Below are 16,170 nucleotides of genomic sequence, written 5' to 3'. Positions count from 1 at the left end.
GCCTAAGGCCTCCGCTTTGCGGGGGCCTTTTTGTTATCCCTCTCCGCCCGCTTGACCAAAATCTTGCCGCAAGCTTGACGAATGCCGGATGCCCAACAGTTTGATTCATTCCATACCAGATTCTATGCAAAAATGCCACCAAAAGGTCGTAGACGGTAGCGGGTGCTAGGCGAGTTGAATGACATAGCTGAACCTTGTTCATTTGCGTTACACTGCCGCTTAGATGGGACAAGCTGACAAGCTCATTTACCTGCTTAAAGACCGATTAGTCGGGGGATTAATAACAATCGGCCCTCGCTGTACAAAAACTTGCCGCTTGCGTACCAAAAGACAACCTAAAACGCAAGGTCGCTCTATTCATAGCGCGGCTTGTATGGTCTTGCGGTTACAGTGTCCATACGGTCGAGTTGAGGAGCGGGCATGGTAAACGATTTGAGCGGTATAGACGACCTCGAGCTGATGCCGCTGGGCGGAGGCTATATGGTGCGACGCGAACGCTTGATGAATGAGCTTATCGCCAAGGGCCGAAAAGCCGGCATCGTGGTTCTTTATGCGCCCGACGGGTTTGGGAAGACCTCGGTGCTGCTGCAGTACACCCATGAGGTTAAATGCGACCCGACGCGAGGCCCCGTGCGGATTATCGAGGCCGATCGCGCCATTGGGCGCGAGGTGTTTATGCAGCTCGAGGTGGTTACCGAAGAACTCAAAGACAAACCGCACTCCCTTATCGCGATTGATAATGTGCCAAACCTCGATCAGCACGATACCGAAGACCTCATCGACAGGATTCGCGGCCTGCGCGCTATGGGGATAGGGGTCTTTATCTCCTGCCGTCCTTCAAATCGTCAGCTGATTCATGGGCTGGGCGATTCGGTTAAGATCAATGCGCAGATGCTCAAGGTGCATGCCTATGAGTATTCGGCGTGGGCATCGGCGTTTTCGATCAGCACATCGCTCGACTTTTATCAGCTTACGCAGGGCGTGCCCGAGCTCGTCTCGGCATTGCAGACGGGTCTGTATGGCCAAGGCGACGTAGCCGGTCTGCTCGAAAACGAGATTGTCAACGTATATGGCGCGGCACTTGTCGATCTGGCTTCGCTCGACAATAATGCGCTGTTTTGCGTGGCATGTCTCATGGTTTTGATGGGCGAGGGCAATATCGCAGAACTCGAGGCTTGTGGGGTGAGGTTGTCGATGGTCGACCAGTCCTACTTTGTACGCGACTACCCGATCTTTGGCTTGGATCCCGCCGAGCGGAGTTTTACGTGTCTGGGCACGGAGGATAACGGACGCTTGCGCTTGCGCAAGTTGGTGGCCGAGGTTCGCCCCGAGCTTGTTCCGAGGGCGGCCCGGATTTTGCTTAAGGCGGGTAGATGCGATGCGGCGATGGGCCTGGCGGACGCCTTTTTGGACCGTGAAGCGGTCCTTGAACTTGCTGGGCAGTATGGGGTCGATCTGGCTCTGACGGGGCACGGGGCCGATATCTGCCGGGCAGCGCTGGGCACGATCGATGCCGACGATCCGGCTCCAGAGCCAACGCCTGCTGAGGCGCTCGGCGTATATCTGGCGGCGGTCAGCGTGTCCAATACAAAGCTCGCTCGCTATATGGCATCGGTCATCGAGCGCGGGGGCGAACGGGCGGCCTGCGAAATAGACCCTGTTTCATGGAGGGTGGCCCAGACACTGACGGCTGTTTGCTATGGGGACAACGGGCTTGGGCTTCCTACGAACCTGGCCGTGCCAGAAATAGAGACGTCCCACACCGCACTCGACATGCTGTCCGCGCATATCGAGGTCAAGCGATGCCTGACCGAACGGGGAGATGACGGCGGCGTTCTACAGCAGCTCAAAACGAGCAAGGCCTACGACTGTGAGCTCGACATCGCGGGGATTGTTATACGGGCCGATAGCATGCTGGTGGAGCTCTTTGACGGGTCGTTTACGGGAACCGACGAGCGCGACGACGAGATGACGGTGGTGCGGGAGGCGCTCGACGTGCGTGGGCTTAAGGCGATGGCTATCTGGGTGCGCATGGTGTTGGCGGCACGGCGGCTCCTTTCCGGCCTGCCGGTAACCGACGACGCGGCGTTCAACGAGCTCGATCGTTTTGCCGTGCGCATGCGCGACAACCAGATTCAGCTGTTTGGCCTGTTGCTAGAAGGCTGGCAGTCGCTGGCAGAGGGACGGCCGGTTAATGCAAAGTTCCGTGCGGTCCAAGTGCTCAAACTTGCCGAGGAGTCGATTGCGTACATGCGCGATAACGCATTGCTGCTGGAGCGCGCGGCGTATCTGCGTAACACCTCGATGGTTTCGGTACGCGAGGAAGCGGAGTTGCTCGATATAAGCCAGACGCAGGTTGGTGGTGCAGAAGCCTGGATGGTGGCGCTGCATTTGGCTTGCGCGGGGCGAGATAGCGATCTTGCGGCCTGGATGTCCATGAATCGCGCGGGGATTCTGGAACCATCGTATCGGCTCTTTGCGCGCCTTGCCATGCATTGTCTGGGCGAGCCGGCGACCAGGATTCGCAAGAAGCTTCCCGTGCGCGAGCTGTCGCGGTACTCGCTGCGCGACGATTTGGAAGGGGAGGGCGAGCGCCTGTTCCAGGCTGGCGAGGTTGAAGCCGTTGATACCATCGACCATATCGAGATTCGCATGTTTGGTGCGTTCCGCGCCGAGCGCGACGGGTTTCCCATCACGGACAAAATGTGGCGCCGCAAGAAGGCGGCGACGCTTGCCGAGCGGCTTGCACTGGGCATGGATGCGCTCGTCGACCGCGAGACGCTGGCAATGGAGTTGTGGCCCCATGCCGAGTTCAATAGCGCCCGCAACAACCTGTACTCGACGATATCGCGCTTGCGGTCGGCTTTGGGACCGACGCCGGATGGCAAGTCGTGTGTGCTCATCCAAAATGAATGCATCGGACTCAACGGCGACTACGTCAAGACCGATGTACGGCTGTTTGACCAGATAAGCCGCGAGGTTTTGGGAAATCGCACGGGTGCGCGCGGGCCCCATTTAGTTGAGCTGTGCCTTAAGATTGAGCAGCTTTATGCCGGACCGCTGTATGTTCCCAATGGCTGTAATCCAACCTACTTTTTGCGCATGCGGCGCATTATGCAGTCAAAGTACATCGATTGCATGATTAAGGGGGCAAATGCCGCTCTAGAAGAAAACGACCTGCAGTCGGCGATTTGGCTGGCGGAGTCGGGGCTTCGGCAGGAAACGGCGCGTGAGGATATGGTGCGCTGCGCCATGCGCGTCTACAGTGCGGCGGGGCGGCGGCGCGATATCGTCGAGCTGTACAGCGGGCATATGCACCATCTGAGGGAGCAGGTCAATGGCGTGCCCGAGCCCGAGACGCGGCGTCTATACGAGCGCTTGGTGGAGGGACGGCTCAATCGCGTGCTGGTCGAGCGATAAAAAACGGGCGCCCGAAGTACTTGGGCACCCGTAAGCTTGCTATGTGTTGGCTCGCCGGATCATTGGCTCTTAGACGAGCTTGATCTTCTCGATGTCCTTGCGCGAGGACTCGCGATACAGCGAGAACTTGCGGCCGATGACCTGGACGACCTCGGCGTGGCAGCGCTCAGCGAGCTCTTCGGCGGCCTCGCGGGCGGAAAGACTGGAGCCATCGAGCACGGAGCACTTAACGAGCTCGTGCTTCTCCAGGTAGGCGACCGTCTGCTCGACGGTGCCCTCGTTGACATCGGACTTACCGATGATGATGGCGGGGTTGAGGTGATGGGCCATGCTGCGAAGCTGCTTGACCTGGGCTCCTGTCAGTGCCATGGGTTCTCGCTTTCTATGTATGGGGCGCCCCGCGACGGGGCCTTAATCTACGTGAGCTGTCCCACGATAGCGCAGGAACGGCGCGGTGTGGGGCGCGTTTGCCCAGTTCGCAAAGAATGCGGATGCCGAGGTGATGGGCAGCTCGGGCTGTGAACGGGCTACGAGCGGGATTCAGAGACCGGTTCCCATGCAATAAACGCCCAGCGAACCTTACGGATATGGTCGAGCATATAGCACCCCTGCGGCACGCCCTTGGAGCCCGGCTCACCGGCGTGGGGATTCTCGATCATGTGTTGGGCGATGTAGTCGCGCAGACGGTCGACCTTATCCTCGTTGCCATGCTCAAGCATGCGGGAAAAGTCCGCCACGCCTGCCTCAAGGCTATCGAAGGTATCGCGACGAGGCGATTCAAAGTACGTGACCTGCGGCAGGGCACCCATCTGAATGAGAATGTTAAAGGCGTACACAAAGCCATTGCTGCAGGTAACCGAGGCGCCGATGGCGTTCATCAAGTGCAGATCATAGCGCGGGCTGGAGTTGGCGACCATCGTGACAGCACAACGCCGACGAGCCGTTCGATTAAGCTTGGCAAGCGCATCTTTTAGATTGGTCGTCGTAACCGACCGACTGGCAAAGGCAACATCCACCGCTTTCGCGACCGGTCCAACCAAATCCCAATCATCATCCCAAGCAAGCTCAAGCGGCGTTATGCGCCCCTCGAGCCCGTAATACTCAATGCCGGCATCAAGGGTGCCCAACATAGCGGGGGAGAAGTCGGCTGCAATCACAGGATGCCCAGCCTGAGCAAGCGGAATAGCAATCGACCCAGCCCCACACCCCATATCAAGCACCGATTCACCAGGCTTTAACGCCAACAGCTTCATAAAGTCCCGGGCATACGGGGCAGTCTCCAACGGCCGAAAATGCCGAGCCCGCTTATCCCATTCAAAAGAATCATCAGCCCGCCGCCGATCAGCTTGCAGACGCATCCATTCGCCATTCCAATCCGCAGAAAGCAGATCAGAACGAATCTCCCCATCAACCACGGGCCAACCTCCTAGCAACAAAAAAGCGACTCCTCCCAAAAGAAGAGCCGCAACCAGCATATATCAGAAAGAACCGATCCAACGCCAAACCGCCATACCAGCAAAGTAGGGCAGAAGCGAAGCGACTGCCAAAGGGATAGAACCCAACCGAGGGCCCGTTGTGCGGGAGCCCCGGGGAGGGCAAATATATAAGGTCGATCGCGAGTTCCGCACGAGCCGGAGAGCACTTAATGTGCTCTCCGTGCGAGCCAGGACTGTCCGAGCAGGCGACCTTATATATTTGCCCTCCCCGGGGCTCCTCGCCCGAACCCCTCAGCTAGTTCTTCAGCGAGTTCAGTGGTGCCGGGAAGCGTCCACCGCGGTGGGCAAGCACAGTGCCGGCGTTGGGGTTCACCGGCATGATGGGTGCACGGCCAAACAGGCCGCCGTACTCGACGCAGTCGCCCACGCCCTTGCCGATGGCAGGAATCACGCGGACGGCCGTGGTCTTGTTGTTGATGACGCCGATGGCCATCTCGTCGGCGATGATGCCGGCGATGGTCTCGACCGGGGTGTCGCCGGGGATGGCGATCATGTCCAGGCCAACGGAGCACACGCAGGTCATGGCCTCGAGCTTCTCGAGCGAAAGCGCACCGGCTTCGACGGCGGCGATCATGCCGGCGTCCTCGGACACGGGGATAAAGGCGCCGGAAAGACCGCCCACGCTGGAGCTGGCCATGACGCCGCCCTTCTTGACGGCATCGTTGAGCATGGCGAGCGCGCAGGTCGTGCCCGGGCCACCGCAGGTGCCCACGCCGATGATCTCGAGGATGCGCGCGACGGAGTCGCCGATGGCAGGCGTGGGAGCCAGCGACAGGTCGACAATGCCCTTCTCGACACCCAGACGATGGGCGGCCTCGCGGCTCATGAGCTCGCCGGCACGGGTGATCTTAAAGGCGGTCTGCTTAATCTTTTCGGCGACTTCCATCATCGAGGCGGAATCGGGCAGCGTCTCCAGGGCTGCGGCCATAACGCCGGGACCCGAGACGCCTACGTTGATGACGGCGTCGGCCTCGCCACCGCCGTGGACGGCGCCCGCCATAAACGGGGAGTCCTCGACCATGTTGGCAAAGCAGACAAACTTGGAAGCGCCGACGGAATCCTGGTCGGCCGTGAGTTTAGCGGCATCGATGATGGTCTGGGCGGCCATGAGCACGGCATCCATGTTGATACCGGCGCGCAGGCTGGCGACGTTGACGCTGGAGCAGACGCGGCTCGTGGTGGCGAGTGCCTGGGGGATGGACTGGATAACGCGGCGATCGGCGTCGCCGATGCCCTTCTGGACGAGTGCGGAGAAGCCGCCCAGGTAATCGATGCCGAGTGTCTCGGCCGCGCGGTCGAGGGCGTGCGCGATGGGGGTGAGGTCCTCATCCTTGCAGCACGCGGCGATCTGCGCCACCGGGGTGACGGAAACGCGCTTGTTGACGATGGGGATACCGTACTCGCGCTCGAGGTTCTCGGCGGTCTCGACCAGATGCTCAGCCGTGTGCGTCACGTGGTCGTAGATCTTCGTGCACATGCGGTCGAGGTTCTCGTCGCCGCAACCCATGAGCGAAACACCCATGGTGATGGTCCTGATGTCGAGGTTCTGCTCCTCAACCATGCCGCGGGTTTCCGCGATTTCTGCGGGCGTGATCGCCATCCTTGCGCTCCTATCTGCCAAAACGAGCATAATCTTATCTATTCTAACGTGCCGCACGTGCCAAGTGGCGCATGCGGCACGTTTTGGTGCTCGGTTGTTTCCGTTGTGTTACTGCCCAAAGACCTCTTCGGCGATGCGCGCGCTTTCGGCGGCATCCTTGGCGTAGTAGTCCGCGCCGATCTGCTTGGCGTATTCGGGGGTGAGCACGGCGCCGCCCACGATGATCTTGACGCCCGGCACCTCGGCATGAAGCAGCTTGATGGTCTCTTCCATGGCGACGACCGTGGTAGTCATAAGCGCCGAGAGGCCGACGAGCTTAATGTCACGCTCCTTGACGGTCTTGAGCACCTCCTGCGGATCGACGTCGCGACCCAGATCAAAGACGGTGTAGCCGTAGTTGTCGAGCAGCATCTTGACGATGTTCTTACCGATGTCGTGGATATCGCCCTTAACGGTGGCCACGCAGATCTTGCCCTTGTCGGCAATCTCGCCGGCGGGCATCAGGCGCTTGATGGTGTCGAAGCCCACACGCGCGGCTTCGGCCGAGGCCATAAGCTGCGGCAAGAAGAACTTGCCCTGGTCAAAGAGGACGCCAACTTCGTCGAGGGCGGGGATAAAGTGATTGTTGATGAGGTCCATGGCGTCGTGGTCTGCCAGCAGACGCTCGGTCTCGGCAGCGATCTCGCCTTTGCGGCCCGAGACGACCATGCGACGAATCGGGTCGTCGTTGCCGTCGGTGCCGGCGGTGCCAGCAGCGGGCGCGGCATCACTCGATGCGGCCTGAGCTGCTGCCGGGTTGGCGGCGATCTTATACGGATCGGTCCAACCGGCATAGCGCTCGATGTATCCGGTCGAGCCCTCGTCCTCAACGCTCAGGACGCGATAGCTGTAGACGGTATCCATAAAGCGCTTGGAGCCCGGGTTCATGATGGGGGCGTCCAGGCCCGCGCCAAAAGCGGCGGCCAAAAAGACCGAGCCCAGCAGCGGGCGGGCAGGCAGGCCAAAGCTGATGTTCGACACGCCGAGCGCGCATTTGACGCCCAGACGCTCCTTGCACAGGGACATGGCGCGTAGGATCTGCTCGGCCTGGCGTTGATTGGTCGAGGCGGTCATGACCAGGCAGTCGATGAGGATATGGTCCGGGCCGATGCCGTAGCGGGCGGCCTCGGCCACGATGCGTTCGGCGATGGCAAAGCGGGCCTCGGCGGTATCGGGGATGCCGCCTTCGTCGAGCGTAAGGCCGACGACGTTGGTTCCATAGTGGGCGACCAGCGGAAAGATCTCATCCATGATCTGCTGCTTGCCATTGACCGAGTTGATGATGGGCTTGCCGGCGTAGCGGCGTACGGCGGCCTCGACGGCGGCGGGGTCGGTGGAGTCGATCTGCAGCGGCAGCAGCGTGGAGCCTTGGAGCTGCTCGGTCGCTTGCTGGATGACCTTGACCTCGTCGATCTCGGGCAGGCCCACGTTGACGTCCAGGATGTCGGCGCCCTGTTCTTGCTGGCTGATGCCCTGGCTCACGACGTAGTCCAGGTCGCCGTCGCGCAGGGCCTGCTGCAGGCGCTTTTTGCCGGTGGGATTGATGCGCTCGCCGATGACGGCAATCTTGTGGCCGTCGCAGGGAAGGTCCACCACAGTCTGGGCACTTGTGACCGACATGCTGGGCTTGCGGTGGCGCGGACTGGGCGTGTGGTTATCGATAAGCGTGCGCAAGGCGGCCATGTGCGCCGGCGTGGTGCCGCAGCAGCCGCCCACGACGCTCACGCCGTCCTCAATCATGCCGGCGACGGCTTTGGCGTATTCGGGGGCCTGGATGTCAAAGACGGTATTACCGTCGTCGTCCACGTGGGGCAGTCCCGCATTGGCCTGCACCATAACGGGTTTGTCCGTAACGGTGAGCATACGTGCGGCGAGCCCTCGGAGCTCGGCCGGTCCCTGGCTGCAGTTGATGCCCAAAACGTCGGCGCCGATGGCGTCGAGCGTGATGGCGGCCACCTCGGGACTCGTGCCCAGGAACGTGCGACCGTCTTCCTCAAAGGTCATGGTGGCAAAGACGGACAGGTCGGAGTTCTCGCGGCAGGCGAGGACGGCCGCCTTGATCTCGGCAAGGTCGGTCATGGTCTCGATAATAAAGAGGTCCACACCCGCGGCGACGCCGGCGCGCACTTCCTCGGCAAAGAGGTCGTAGGCCTCGTCGAAGCTCAGGGTACCCAGGGGGCGCAGCAGCGCGCCGATGGGGCCGATATCGCCGGCGACGTAGTGGGCACCGGCTGCGCGGGCGCAGGCGACAGCGGCGGCAAAGACATCTGCCACGGTGGCGGTACCGTCGAGCTTGTGGGCGTTGGCACCAAAGGTGTTGGCGGTGATCACGTCGCAGCCGGCCTCGACGTACTGTCGCTGAATGTCGGTAATGACCTGGGGCTCCTCAAAGTTGAGCAGCTCGGGCAGGGCGCCCGCCTTCATGCCAGCGGCCTGCAACATGGTGCCCATGCCGCCGTCAAACAGCAGGTGCCCGGTGCCCTTGATGGCGGCGCGCAGACGATCGTCCTTAATGCGAAGGTCGTCGATCGTGCGCGTCTTGTATGCAGCCCCGTTGCGGCGCGCAGCATCAACAGGCGCCGCCAGCGCGGCACCGTCCAGATCATGAGTGATAAGCGGAGTAAACATCGATGGCTCCTAATGGCTGGAATAGCAGGTGGTGTGGGCGGCGCGGAAGCGGCAGTGCTCACGCATGCGGCAGATATTGCAGGTGGGGCGGCTCTGGGCGTCGTGGACTTCGCCGTCAAACAGACCAATCACCGCGGTCACGCTCTTGGTGGGCATGAGCAGGCTGGTCGGCGTGACGGTAAGCCCGATGAGCCGCGTGGCGTTGAGCGCATTCACGATTGAGCGCTGGGCCGTAAGCGGGCAGTCGCCATAGCCGGGACTGAAGCGCCAGTTACCGGCGAGTCCGTGTGCGGCGGCCGCAGCCTTGACCTGCTGGTCCATCTGCTCGACGGCGGCTTCTACATAGGCAGAGCATGCGGCGTCGAGCACGGCTCCCTCCAGGGGCTGCTGGGCTCCCGTGGTGCGCAGACGACGCTCGGCGTCCATGCCGAGTGTGCATGCCATGAGCGCGGCAAAGCGGGCGTCTTTGAGATGTCGATAGATGTCGCGACCGCGCAGCTCAACGTTGGTGCCGACCAAGCGAATGCAAGGCTCTCCCTGCTCGTCCACGCCCATGGCATCGATGGCAAATGCGCGGCGCACGCCACGGGGCTCAATGTCCAGTTCCAGACGCTCAACGACAAGCTCAATACGCTGCGACAGCTCGGGCTCAATCTGCTGACCGCCGTAGCCCAGATAGCGCAGCATCTCGGCACGATCGACGCGGGGATGGTGGGCATCATCGATACGATAAAGCGCCGGCGACGCAAGGTCGGCCGGCACTTCGACAGCGGTTGTATCGATGTGCGGTTTTTCCATTACCCCAAGCGCTCCATAATGGTCGCGGCGATTGCAGGACGGTTCATAGTGTACAGGTGCAGACCGGCGGCACCGTGCTCCTTAAGGTCGCAAAGCTGACGGGCGGCATAATCTACACCGGCTGCCTGCAGGCTCTCGGGGTCGTTCTCGTACTTGGCGAGAATCTTGATGACGGGGGAGGGCAGTGACGCGCCGCACATAAAGACCATGCGGCTGATCTGCGACTTGCCCATAAACGGCATGATACCTGCGGTAATGGGCACGGTGATGCCGGCCTTGTCGGCAAGCTCGCGAAAACGATAGAAGCACTCGTTATCAAAGAAGAGCTGCGTCACAAAGAAGCTCGCGCCGGCGTCCTGTTTTTGCTTGAGGTGTTCGACCGAGAGGTTGAGATCCTCGCAGGCAATGTGGCCCTCGGGGTAGGCTGCGGCACCCACGCAAAAGCCGGCGTCGACGAGCTCGGGGATGAGGTCGCGGGCGTAGGCGTAGTCGGAGGCGGGCTTGTCGTCCTCGGTCGCGCCGGCAGGGAGATCGCCACGCAGGGCCAGGATGTTTTCCACGCCGGCGGTGCGGTACTCATCGATCTTGGCGGCGATATCGGCGTGGGTACGGCCCACACAGGTGAGGTGCGCCACCGAGGGCGTATCGAATTCGCTCGTAATCATATGCGCGATGGGGGCGGTGGTGGCGCCGTTGCCCGAGCCGCCAGCCGAGCAGGTGACCGAGACAAAGCTCGGCGAAAGCTTGCACAGATTGCCTGCCACTTCGCGAGCCGTGTCGAGGGTAAGCTCGCCCTTGGGCGGGAACATCTCAAACGAAACGGGTGCAGTGCCCTGGGATGCTGCCTGCTTAAAAACCTCGTCGACGCGCATATCGTGCTCCTTTAGATATTTAGTGCGATGTATTGTAAGGATTCTACAGCACCACTGTGTCACGGTGGAGTTTTACTCGCTATTTAGGGATACCAATCAAAGATGCCTTGCTATCGGCATTCCCTATAACAACGCAGCTCATTGGGTGCGGGGTTATAAAGACTGGTATCTGATGCGAAATACCAGTCAATTTAGCCCCGTCCTAAATTGACTACCCTTAAACCATGCGGGGAGGTCTGCAATTTATACAGTTCATTGGCTGTTAAGGGTGGCAATACTGCCGCGATGCGGTAACCTCATTGATTGGTTTCGCGACAGCAACACAACGGTAATGTCGCGGAAACACGGCGAGCCTAAGCTATGACTCGTTCGTTAGTAATCAACACCGCTTCTCACGCGGTGCCGATACGAAGGGAGTTCCGTATGGCCGATCTTACTGACCGCTTCGGGACCATGGTGTTCTCTGAGGAAGTCATGAAGGACTACCTCCCCAAGGACATTTGGAAGCGCCTTGCCGCAACCCTCGAGGAGGGTGAGCCGCTCGACCTGGATGTGGCCAACGCCGTCGCTCACGCCATGAAGGTTTGGGCCATCTCCAAGGGTGCTACGCACTACGCGCACTGGTTCCAGCCGCTTTCGGGCATTACTTCCGAGAAGCACGATAGCTTCCTCGAGCCCAACCACGACGGCACCGCCATTACCAAGTTTACGGGCAAGAACCTCATCCAGGGCGAGCCGGACGCCTCCAGCTTCCCCAACGGCGGCCTGCGTGCCACCTTCGAGGCCCGTGGCTACACCGCTTGGGATCCCACCAGCCCCGCCTTTATCAAGGACGATGTCCTGTGCATCCCCACAGCTTTCTGCTCCTACACGGGCGAGGCCCTGGACAAGAAGACCCCGCTGCTGCGTTCCATGACCGCGCTCTCGCGTGAGTCCAAGCGCGTTTTGGCGCTGTTTGGTAAGACCCCCAAGAAGGTCGTTCCTTCCGTGGGCGATGAGCAGGAGTACTTCCTGATCAAGAAGGACGCTTACCGCAAGCGCAGGGACCTGGTCATCACCGGTCGCACCCTCTTTGGCGCTGCTCCCTGCAAGGGCCAGGAGCTCGAGGAGCACTACTTTGGCGCTATCCGCCCCACCGTCTCGTCCTATATGAAGGACCTGGACGATGAACTGTGGGCGCTTGGCATTCCTGCCAAGACCAAGCACAACGAGGTCGCTCCCTGCCAGCATGAGCTCGCCCCTGTCTACGGCGAGGTCAACGAGGCCATCGACCAGAATCTGGTCATGATGGAGAAGATGAAGCTCATCGCCTCCCGCCACGACTTGGTCTGCCTGCTGCACGAGAAGCCCTTCGAGGGCATCAACGGTTCGGGCAAGCACAATAACTGGTCGCTTGGCACCGAGTCCGAGAACCTGCTCGACCCGGGCGACACCCCGCTCGACAACCTGCAGTTCATCGTCTTCCTCACCGCGGTGATCGAGGCCGTCGATAACTACCAGGAGCTCCTGCGTGCCTCCGTTGCCTCGGCGGGCAACGATCATCGTCTGGGCGCCAACGAGGCTCCTCCGGCGATTATGTCCATCTTCCTGGGCGACCAGCTCACTGAGGTTGTCGAGAAGATCATCGATGGCAAGGCTTCCGTCCATGCCACGCGCGGCGTGCTCGACTTGGGCGCCGATACCCTGCCCAAACTGATGCAGGACAACACCGACCGCAACCGCACCTCCCCGTTCGCCTTCACCGGCAACAAGTTCGAGTTCCGTGCCTGCGGCTCCGAGCAGAACGTCTCCGACTCCAACCTGGTGCTCGATGCCGCCGTGGCCAAGTCGCTCAAGTCCTTCGCCGACGCACTCGAGGGTACGCCCGAGGATAAGTTCCAGGACGCCGCGCTCGAGTACTGCAAGAAGGTGCTGACCGATCACCAGCGCATCCTGTTCTCCGGCGACGGTTACTCCGACGAGTGGCCCATCGAGGCCGAGAAGCGCGGCCTTGCCAACAACAAGACCACGGCCGACGCTCTTCCCGCCTTTGTTTCCGATAAGGCCATTGCGCTCTTTGAGGAGACGGGCGTCCTGACCAAGGCCGAGGCCCAGTGCCGCTATGACTGCAAGCTCGAGAAGTACAACAAGCTCATGAACATCGAGGCCACCACGATGGTTCGCGAGGCGCGTCGTACCTATCGCCCGGTCATTACCGCCTATGCCACCAAGGTCGCTAAGGGCCTTGAGACTATTCGTGCCGCCGGTGCTGAGGCTGCCATGCAGTGCGAGCAGAACACGCTCAACAAGCTCTGCAACGGTATCACCGCCATCAACGACTCCATCAAGGCGCTCGACGCCGTGCATCAGAAGGCCGAGGCTCTCGATGGCCAGGAGCAGGCCAACGTGTACGCGCACGAGGTCGTTCCCGCTATGGATACGCTGCGTGCTGCCGTGGACGCCATGGAGGAGATCGTGGCCGCCGACTACTGGCCGGTCCCGACCTACGACGACATTCTGTTCTACGTGTAGAACGTAACCGACATATCGTCACGGTATTGAGCCGGGGTCCGCATCGCGTGGGCCCCGGCTTTTTGTTTGCGAAGGACGCTTTGGATCCCGCTTTGCAACTGATTCGCCCACGCAATAAGGGGCCGTGGGCAAAAAACGTCAAATATGAGTACTGTCACAAGCCCTGTAGCATTATCTTTTTGCAAAATATGCAGTGTTACGCAACATATGTCCAAGTACTTAGCTGATAAACGCCTGCAATTCCTCCGCCGTAGGACGCCTTGTGTCCAAATCGCCTTCTGATGGCATGAAATCGCTGTTACTAAATTGGTAACAGTACTCATATTTGCTATTTTTTGTCCACGGGCCCTTGGATGACAGTGTGATTTTATGCCTTCGGGGTTCGAATCCCGGCGCATGGGTAGCAAAAAGCCCGCCGCCGCGAGGGCAACGGGCTTCTCAGATTCAGTGGTGCCCCCAGCGGGATTCGAACCCGCGATATCCACCTTGAAAGGGTGGCGTCCTTGGCCGCTAGACGATGGGGACAGCGGGAAAGAGTATAGCAGACTTTTTTAGCCGTTCACATATCGTTGGCAAACTGAAAAACCACCACAAAGGTGCCTGTCCCCTTTTTGGTGGTTGGGGCGTTAGGGGAGGAGCTTCATGGCGGCGTCGTGGGCGGCGTACTCGTAGGTGTCGTCGAGGGGTTTGAGCGGCAGCAGGGCTGTGGCCTGCGCATCGCCGCGGCGCTCGAGGGCGTGCGCGATCAGCCAGTCGGCGAGTTCGGGGTTCTTGGGCAGTGCCGGCCCGTGTAAGTACGTGCCGATGACTCCCTTGTAGATGAGGCCCTCAAAGCCATCGTCGCCGTTGTTGCCGGTGCCCGTGACGACGGATGTTCCGAGCGGCGTGGCCGCTGTATCGAGCAGGGTGCGGCCGCCGTGGTTCTCGAATCCCACAAAGGGCTCGGGTGCCAGATTGGTTTCGACGGCTACGTTGCCGATCAGGCGGTCGGAGCCGCGTACGGTTTCGGCGGCAATGACCCCCAGACCCTCGATGCGATCCTCGCCCATATAGTACGAACGGCCGAGCAGCTGATAGCTGCCACAGATGGCAAGCAGCGAGCCGCCATCCTCAACATAGGCCGCGACCTTGTCTTTTTGGGCGAGCAGTTCGTGTGCCACGGCTAGCTGGTCGCGGTCGGAGCCGCCGCCCATCATGACGATGTCGGCGTCCGTCAGGTCGAGCACCTCGCCCATACGGACCTCGTCTACACGCGCGGGAATGCCACGCCAGGCGCAACGGCGCTCGAGCGCGATAACATTGCCGCCGTCGCCGTAGAGGTTAAGGGCATCGGGATACAGGTAGACGATGCGCAGCGGGCGCGAAAGCTCGACTGGTGCGATGCCGACAGGAAGAGCGCTGCCGTCGGCACGGGCTACGGCGCGCCCGGCAACAGCGTCGGAAGTGGCGCCCTTCAGTCCGTCGAGCTCCTTGACCAGCGGCGGGAAGGCCGTGTAGTTGGCGACGGCGTAGAAGGTGTCATTGGCGGCCTCGTCTGCCACGGCGCCGATCGCCTGCTCGATATCCGAGATGATGGCGGCGTCGATGCCGGCGTACTTCAGGCGTACCTGCATATCGTGCGCGCGCGTACCTCCGACAAAGGCGACAAGCCCTGGGGTATCGGCGATGCGCTCGAAGTCGACGTCGTAGATCCATGAGACATCGTGGCCGTCGGCGTCGTTGTCATTGAGGAAGAAAGCGCAGAGTCTGCCGCCTGCCGTCTTGATGGACTGGATTTGTCGATCGAAGCCTACGGGATTCTTGGCCAGGTTGGCCTTGACGGTGCGGCCGGCGATATCCCAGCGCCCCATACGACCGCCGGCAGGCACATAGGCATCGAGCGTAGGCTGTAGAAGCGCCGTGTTCACGCCCAACTCGTGTGTGGCAAAGAAGGCGGCGGCAACGTTATAGACCATGTACAGACCGTTGTAGCGCGTGGCGATGTGCGTTGCGGGTGCGTCGGTATCGGGTCCAAAGACAAGGTCAAAGCCGTAGCCGTCGCAGCCGAGTTCCACGCCCGTCACGCGACGGACAAGCGCAGGGCGGGCCCAGCCGCACGAGGGGCAATGGTAGGCGCCGAGTTGACCATACTGTACGTAGTCGTACTCCAACGGGGCGTTGCACTGCGAGCAAAAGCGCGAGTCGCTAATGCGGTCGGACTCGGTGCCCGTGGCGCCATCGATGCCAAAGGCAATACTCGCGTTGGGAACGCGCGCGGCAATCGAGGCGCACAGCGGGTCGTCGGCGTTGTAGATGAGCGTCGTTGCCGGCGAAAGCTCCAACGCGTGGGCGATGACCTCCTGGGTGTGATCGATCTCGCCATAGCGATCTAGCTGGTCACGGAACAGGTTGAGCAGCACGAAGTACGTCGGCTTGAGCTTGGGCAGGACGCGCACGGTGTAGAGCTCATCGCATTCAAAAACACCCACGCGCTTGCCGCTGTCAGTGTGCTTAAGGCCGCCGCGGGCCTCGAGCAGGGCACCCACCACACCAGGCTCCATATTGTTGCCGGCACGGTTGCACACCACGGTAGCACCGCTGGCAGCAACGGCGTCGGCGATGAGGTTGGAGGTGGTGGTCTTACCGTTGGTGCCGGTGATCACCACGCTGCGATCGACCAGGCTCGCGAGGTCGCTTAGCAGCTCGGGGTCGATCTTCATGGCGATGCGGCCGGGGAGTACGCCACCCTGGCGCTTGAGGACGGAGCGCAGTCCCCAGCGAGCGATATCGCTCGAGGTGCAGGCAAGAGATGAGCGGAGGTTCATGA

General features: G+C 61.1%; 9 protein-coding genes and 1 tRNA gene. 2 read left to right on the top strand and 8 right to left on the bottom strand.

The window, feature by feature from the left end; translation table 11 throughout:
• Positions 1-420: 420 nt before the first annotated feature.
• On the top strand, positions 421-3,420 hold the full coding sequence (locus DW180_RS08670; RefSeq protein ID WP_117805963.1) for a BTAD domain-containing putative transcriptional regulator: 3,000 nt from the start codon (positions 421-423) through the stop codon (positions 3,418-3,420).
• A gap of 69 nt (positions 3,421-3,489) precedes the next feature.
• Here the strand turns inward: DW180_RS08670 and DW180_RS08665 are convergent, their stop codons facing one another.
• The 6 genes from DW180_RS08665 to DW180_RS08640 form a co-directional block, all read right to left on the bottom strand.
• Positions 3,490-3,789 (bottom strand): YhbY family RNA-binding protein, encoded by a 300-nt coding sequence (locus DW180_RS08665; protein WP_006234690.1) that lies wholly within the window; start codon positions 3,787-3,789, stop codon positions 3,490-3,492.
• A gap of 158 nt (positions 3,790-3,947) precedes the next feature.
• Positions 3,948-4,835 (bottom strand): methyltransferase domain-containing protein, encoded by an 888-nt coding sequence (locus tag DW180_RS08660; protein ID WP_233539981.1) that lies wholly within the window; start codon positions 4,833-4,835, stop codon positions 3,948-3,950.
• A gap of 316 nt (positions 4,836-5,151) precedes the next feature.
• Positions 5,152-6,516 (bottom strand): PFL family protein, encoded by a 1,365-nt coding sequence (locus DW180_RS08655; RefSeq protein ID WP_035136908.1) that lies wholly within the window; start codon positions 6,514-6,516, stop codon positions 5,152-5,154.
• 108 nt (positions 6,517-6,624) lie between these two features.
• Complete coding sequence (locus DW180_RS08650; protein WP_199569962.1) at positions 6,625-9,183, bottom strand: homocysteine S-methyltransferase family protein; 2,559 nt, start codon at positions 9,181-9,183, stop codon at positions 6,625-6,627.
• A 9-nt stretch (positions 9,184-9,192) separates the two neighbouring features.
• A complete protein-coding gene (locus tag DW180_RS08645) occupies positions 9,193-9,981 on the bottom strand; it encodes a hypothetical protein (protein WP_117805960.1) in 789 nt (262 codons plus the stop codon).
• Complete coding sequence (locus DW180_RS08640; protein WP_117805959.1) at positions 9,981-10,853, bottom strand: methylenetetrahydrofolate reductase; 873 nt, start codon at positions 10,851-10,853, stop codon at positions 9,981-9,983. The genes DW180_RS08645 and DW180_RS08640 overlap by 1 nt, the downstream gene beginning before the upstream one ends.
• A gap of 423 nt (positions 10,854-11,276) precedes the next feature.
• Between DW180_RS08640 and DW180_RS08635 the strand changes: the two genes are divergently transcribed.
• Positions 11,277-13,364: a glutamine synthetase III gene (locus tag DW180_RS08635; protein ID WP_117757412.1), complete on the top strand. Its 2,088-nt coding sequence runs from the start codon at positions 11,277-11,279 to the stop codon at positions 13,362-13,364.
• A 448-nt stretch (positions 13,365-13,812) separates the two neighbouring features.
• On the opposite strand, the gene DW180_RS08630 is transcribed toward DW180_RS08635, so the two are convergent.
• Positions 13,813-13,889: transfer RNA gene (locus tag DW180_RS08630), tRNA-Glu, on the bottom strand.
• A gap of 101 nt (positions 13,890-13,990) precedes the next feature.
• Positions 13,991-16,168, bottom strand: a complete 2,178-nt coding sequence (locus DW180_RS10535) for a MurT ligase domain-containing protein (RefSeq protein ID WP_233539980.1) — start codon at positions 16,166-16,168, stop codon at positions 13,991-13,993.
• Positions 16,169-16,170 lie beyond the last annotated feature (2 nt).

The sequence above is a fragment of the Collinsella sp. AM16-21 genome, assembly GCF_003471905.1.
GTDB lineage: Bacteria > Actinomycetota > Coriobacteriia > Coriobacteriales > Coriobacteriaceae > Collinsella.
The sequence above is the reverse complement of the archived record's forward strand: the minus strand, read 5'-3'. Positions and strand labels throughout refer to the sequence as shown.

Excerpts from the sequence above, each read along its gene's own strand:
- DW180_RS08670 (WP_117805963.1), top strand. The coding sequence starts at position 421 with ATGGTAAACGATTTGAGCGGTATAGACGACCTCGAGCTGATGCCGCTG.
- DW180_RS08665 (WP_006234690.1), bottom strand. The coding sequence starts at position 3,789 with ATGGCACTGACAGGAGCCCAGGTCAAGCAGCTTCGCAGCATGGCCCAT.
- DW180_RS08655 (WP_035136908.1), bottom strand. The coding sequence starts at position 6,516 with ATGGCGATCACGCCCGCAGAAATCGCGGAAACCCGCGGCATGGTTGAG.
- DW180_RS08650 (WP_199569962.1), bottom strand. The coding sequence starts at position 9,183 with ATGTTTACTCCGCTTATCACTCATGATCTGGACGGTGCCGCGCTGGCG.
- DW180_RS08645 (WP_117805960.1), bottom strand. The coding sequence starts at position 9,981 with ATGGAAAAACCGCACATCGATACAACCGCTGTCGAAGTGCCGGCCGAC.
- DW180_RS08640 (WP_117805959.1), bottom strand. The coding sequence starts at position 10,853 with ATGCGCGTCGACGAGGTTTTTAAGCAGGCAGCATCCCAGGGCACTGCA.
- DW180_RS08635 (WP_117757412.1), top strand. The coding sequence starts at position 11,277 with ATGGCCGATCTTACTGACCGCTTCGGGACCATGGTGTTCTCTGAGGAA.
- DW180_RS10535 (WP_233539980.1), bottom strand. The coding sequence starts at position 16,168 with ATGAACCTCCGCTCATCTCTTGCCTGCACCTCGAGCGATATCGCTCGC.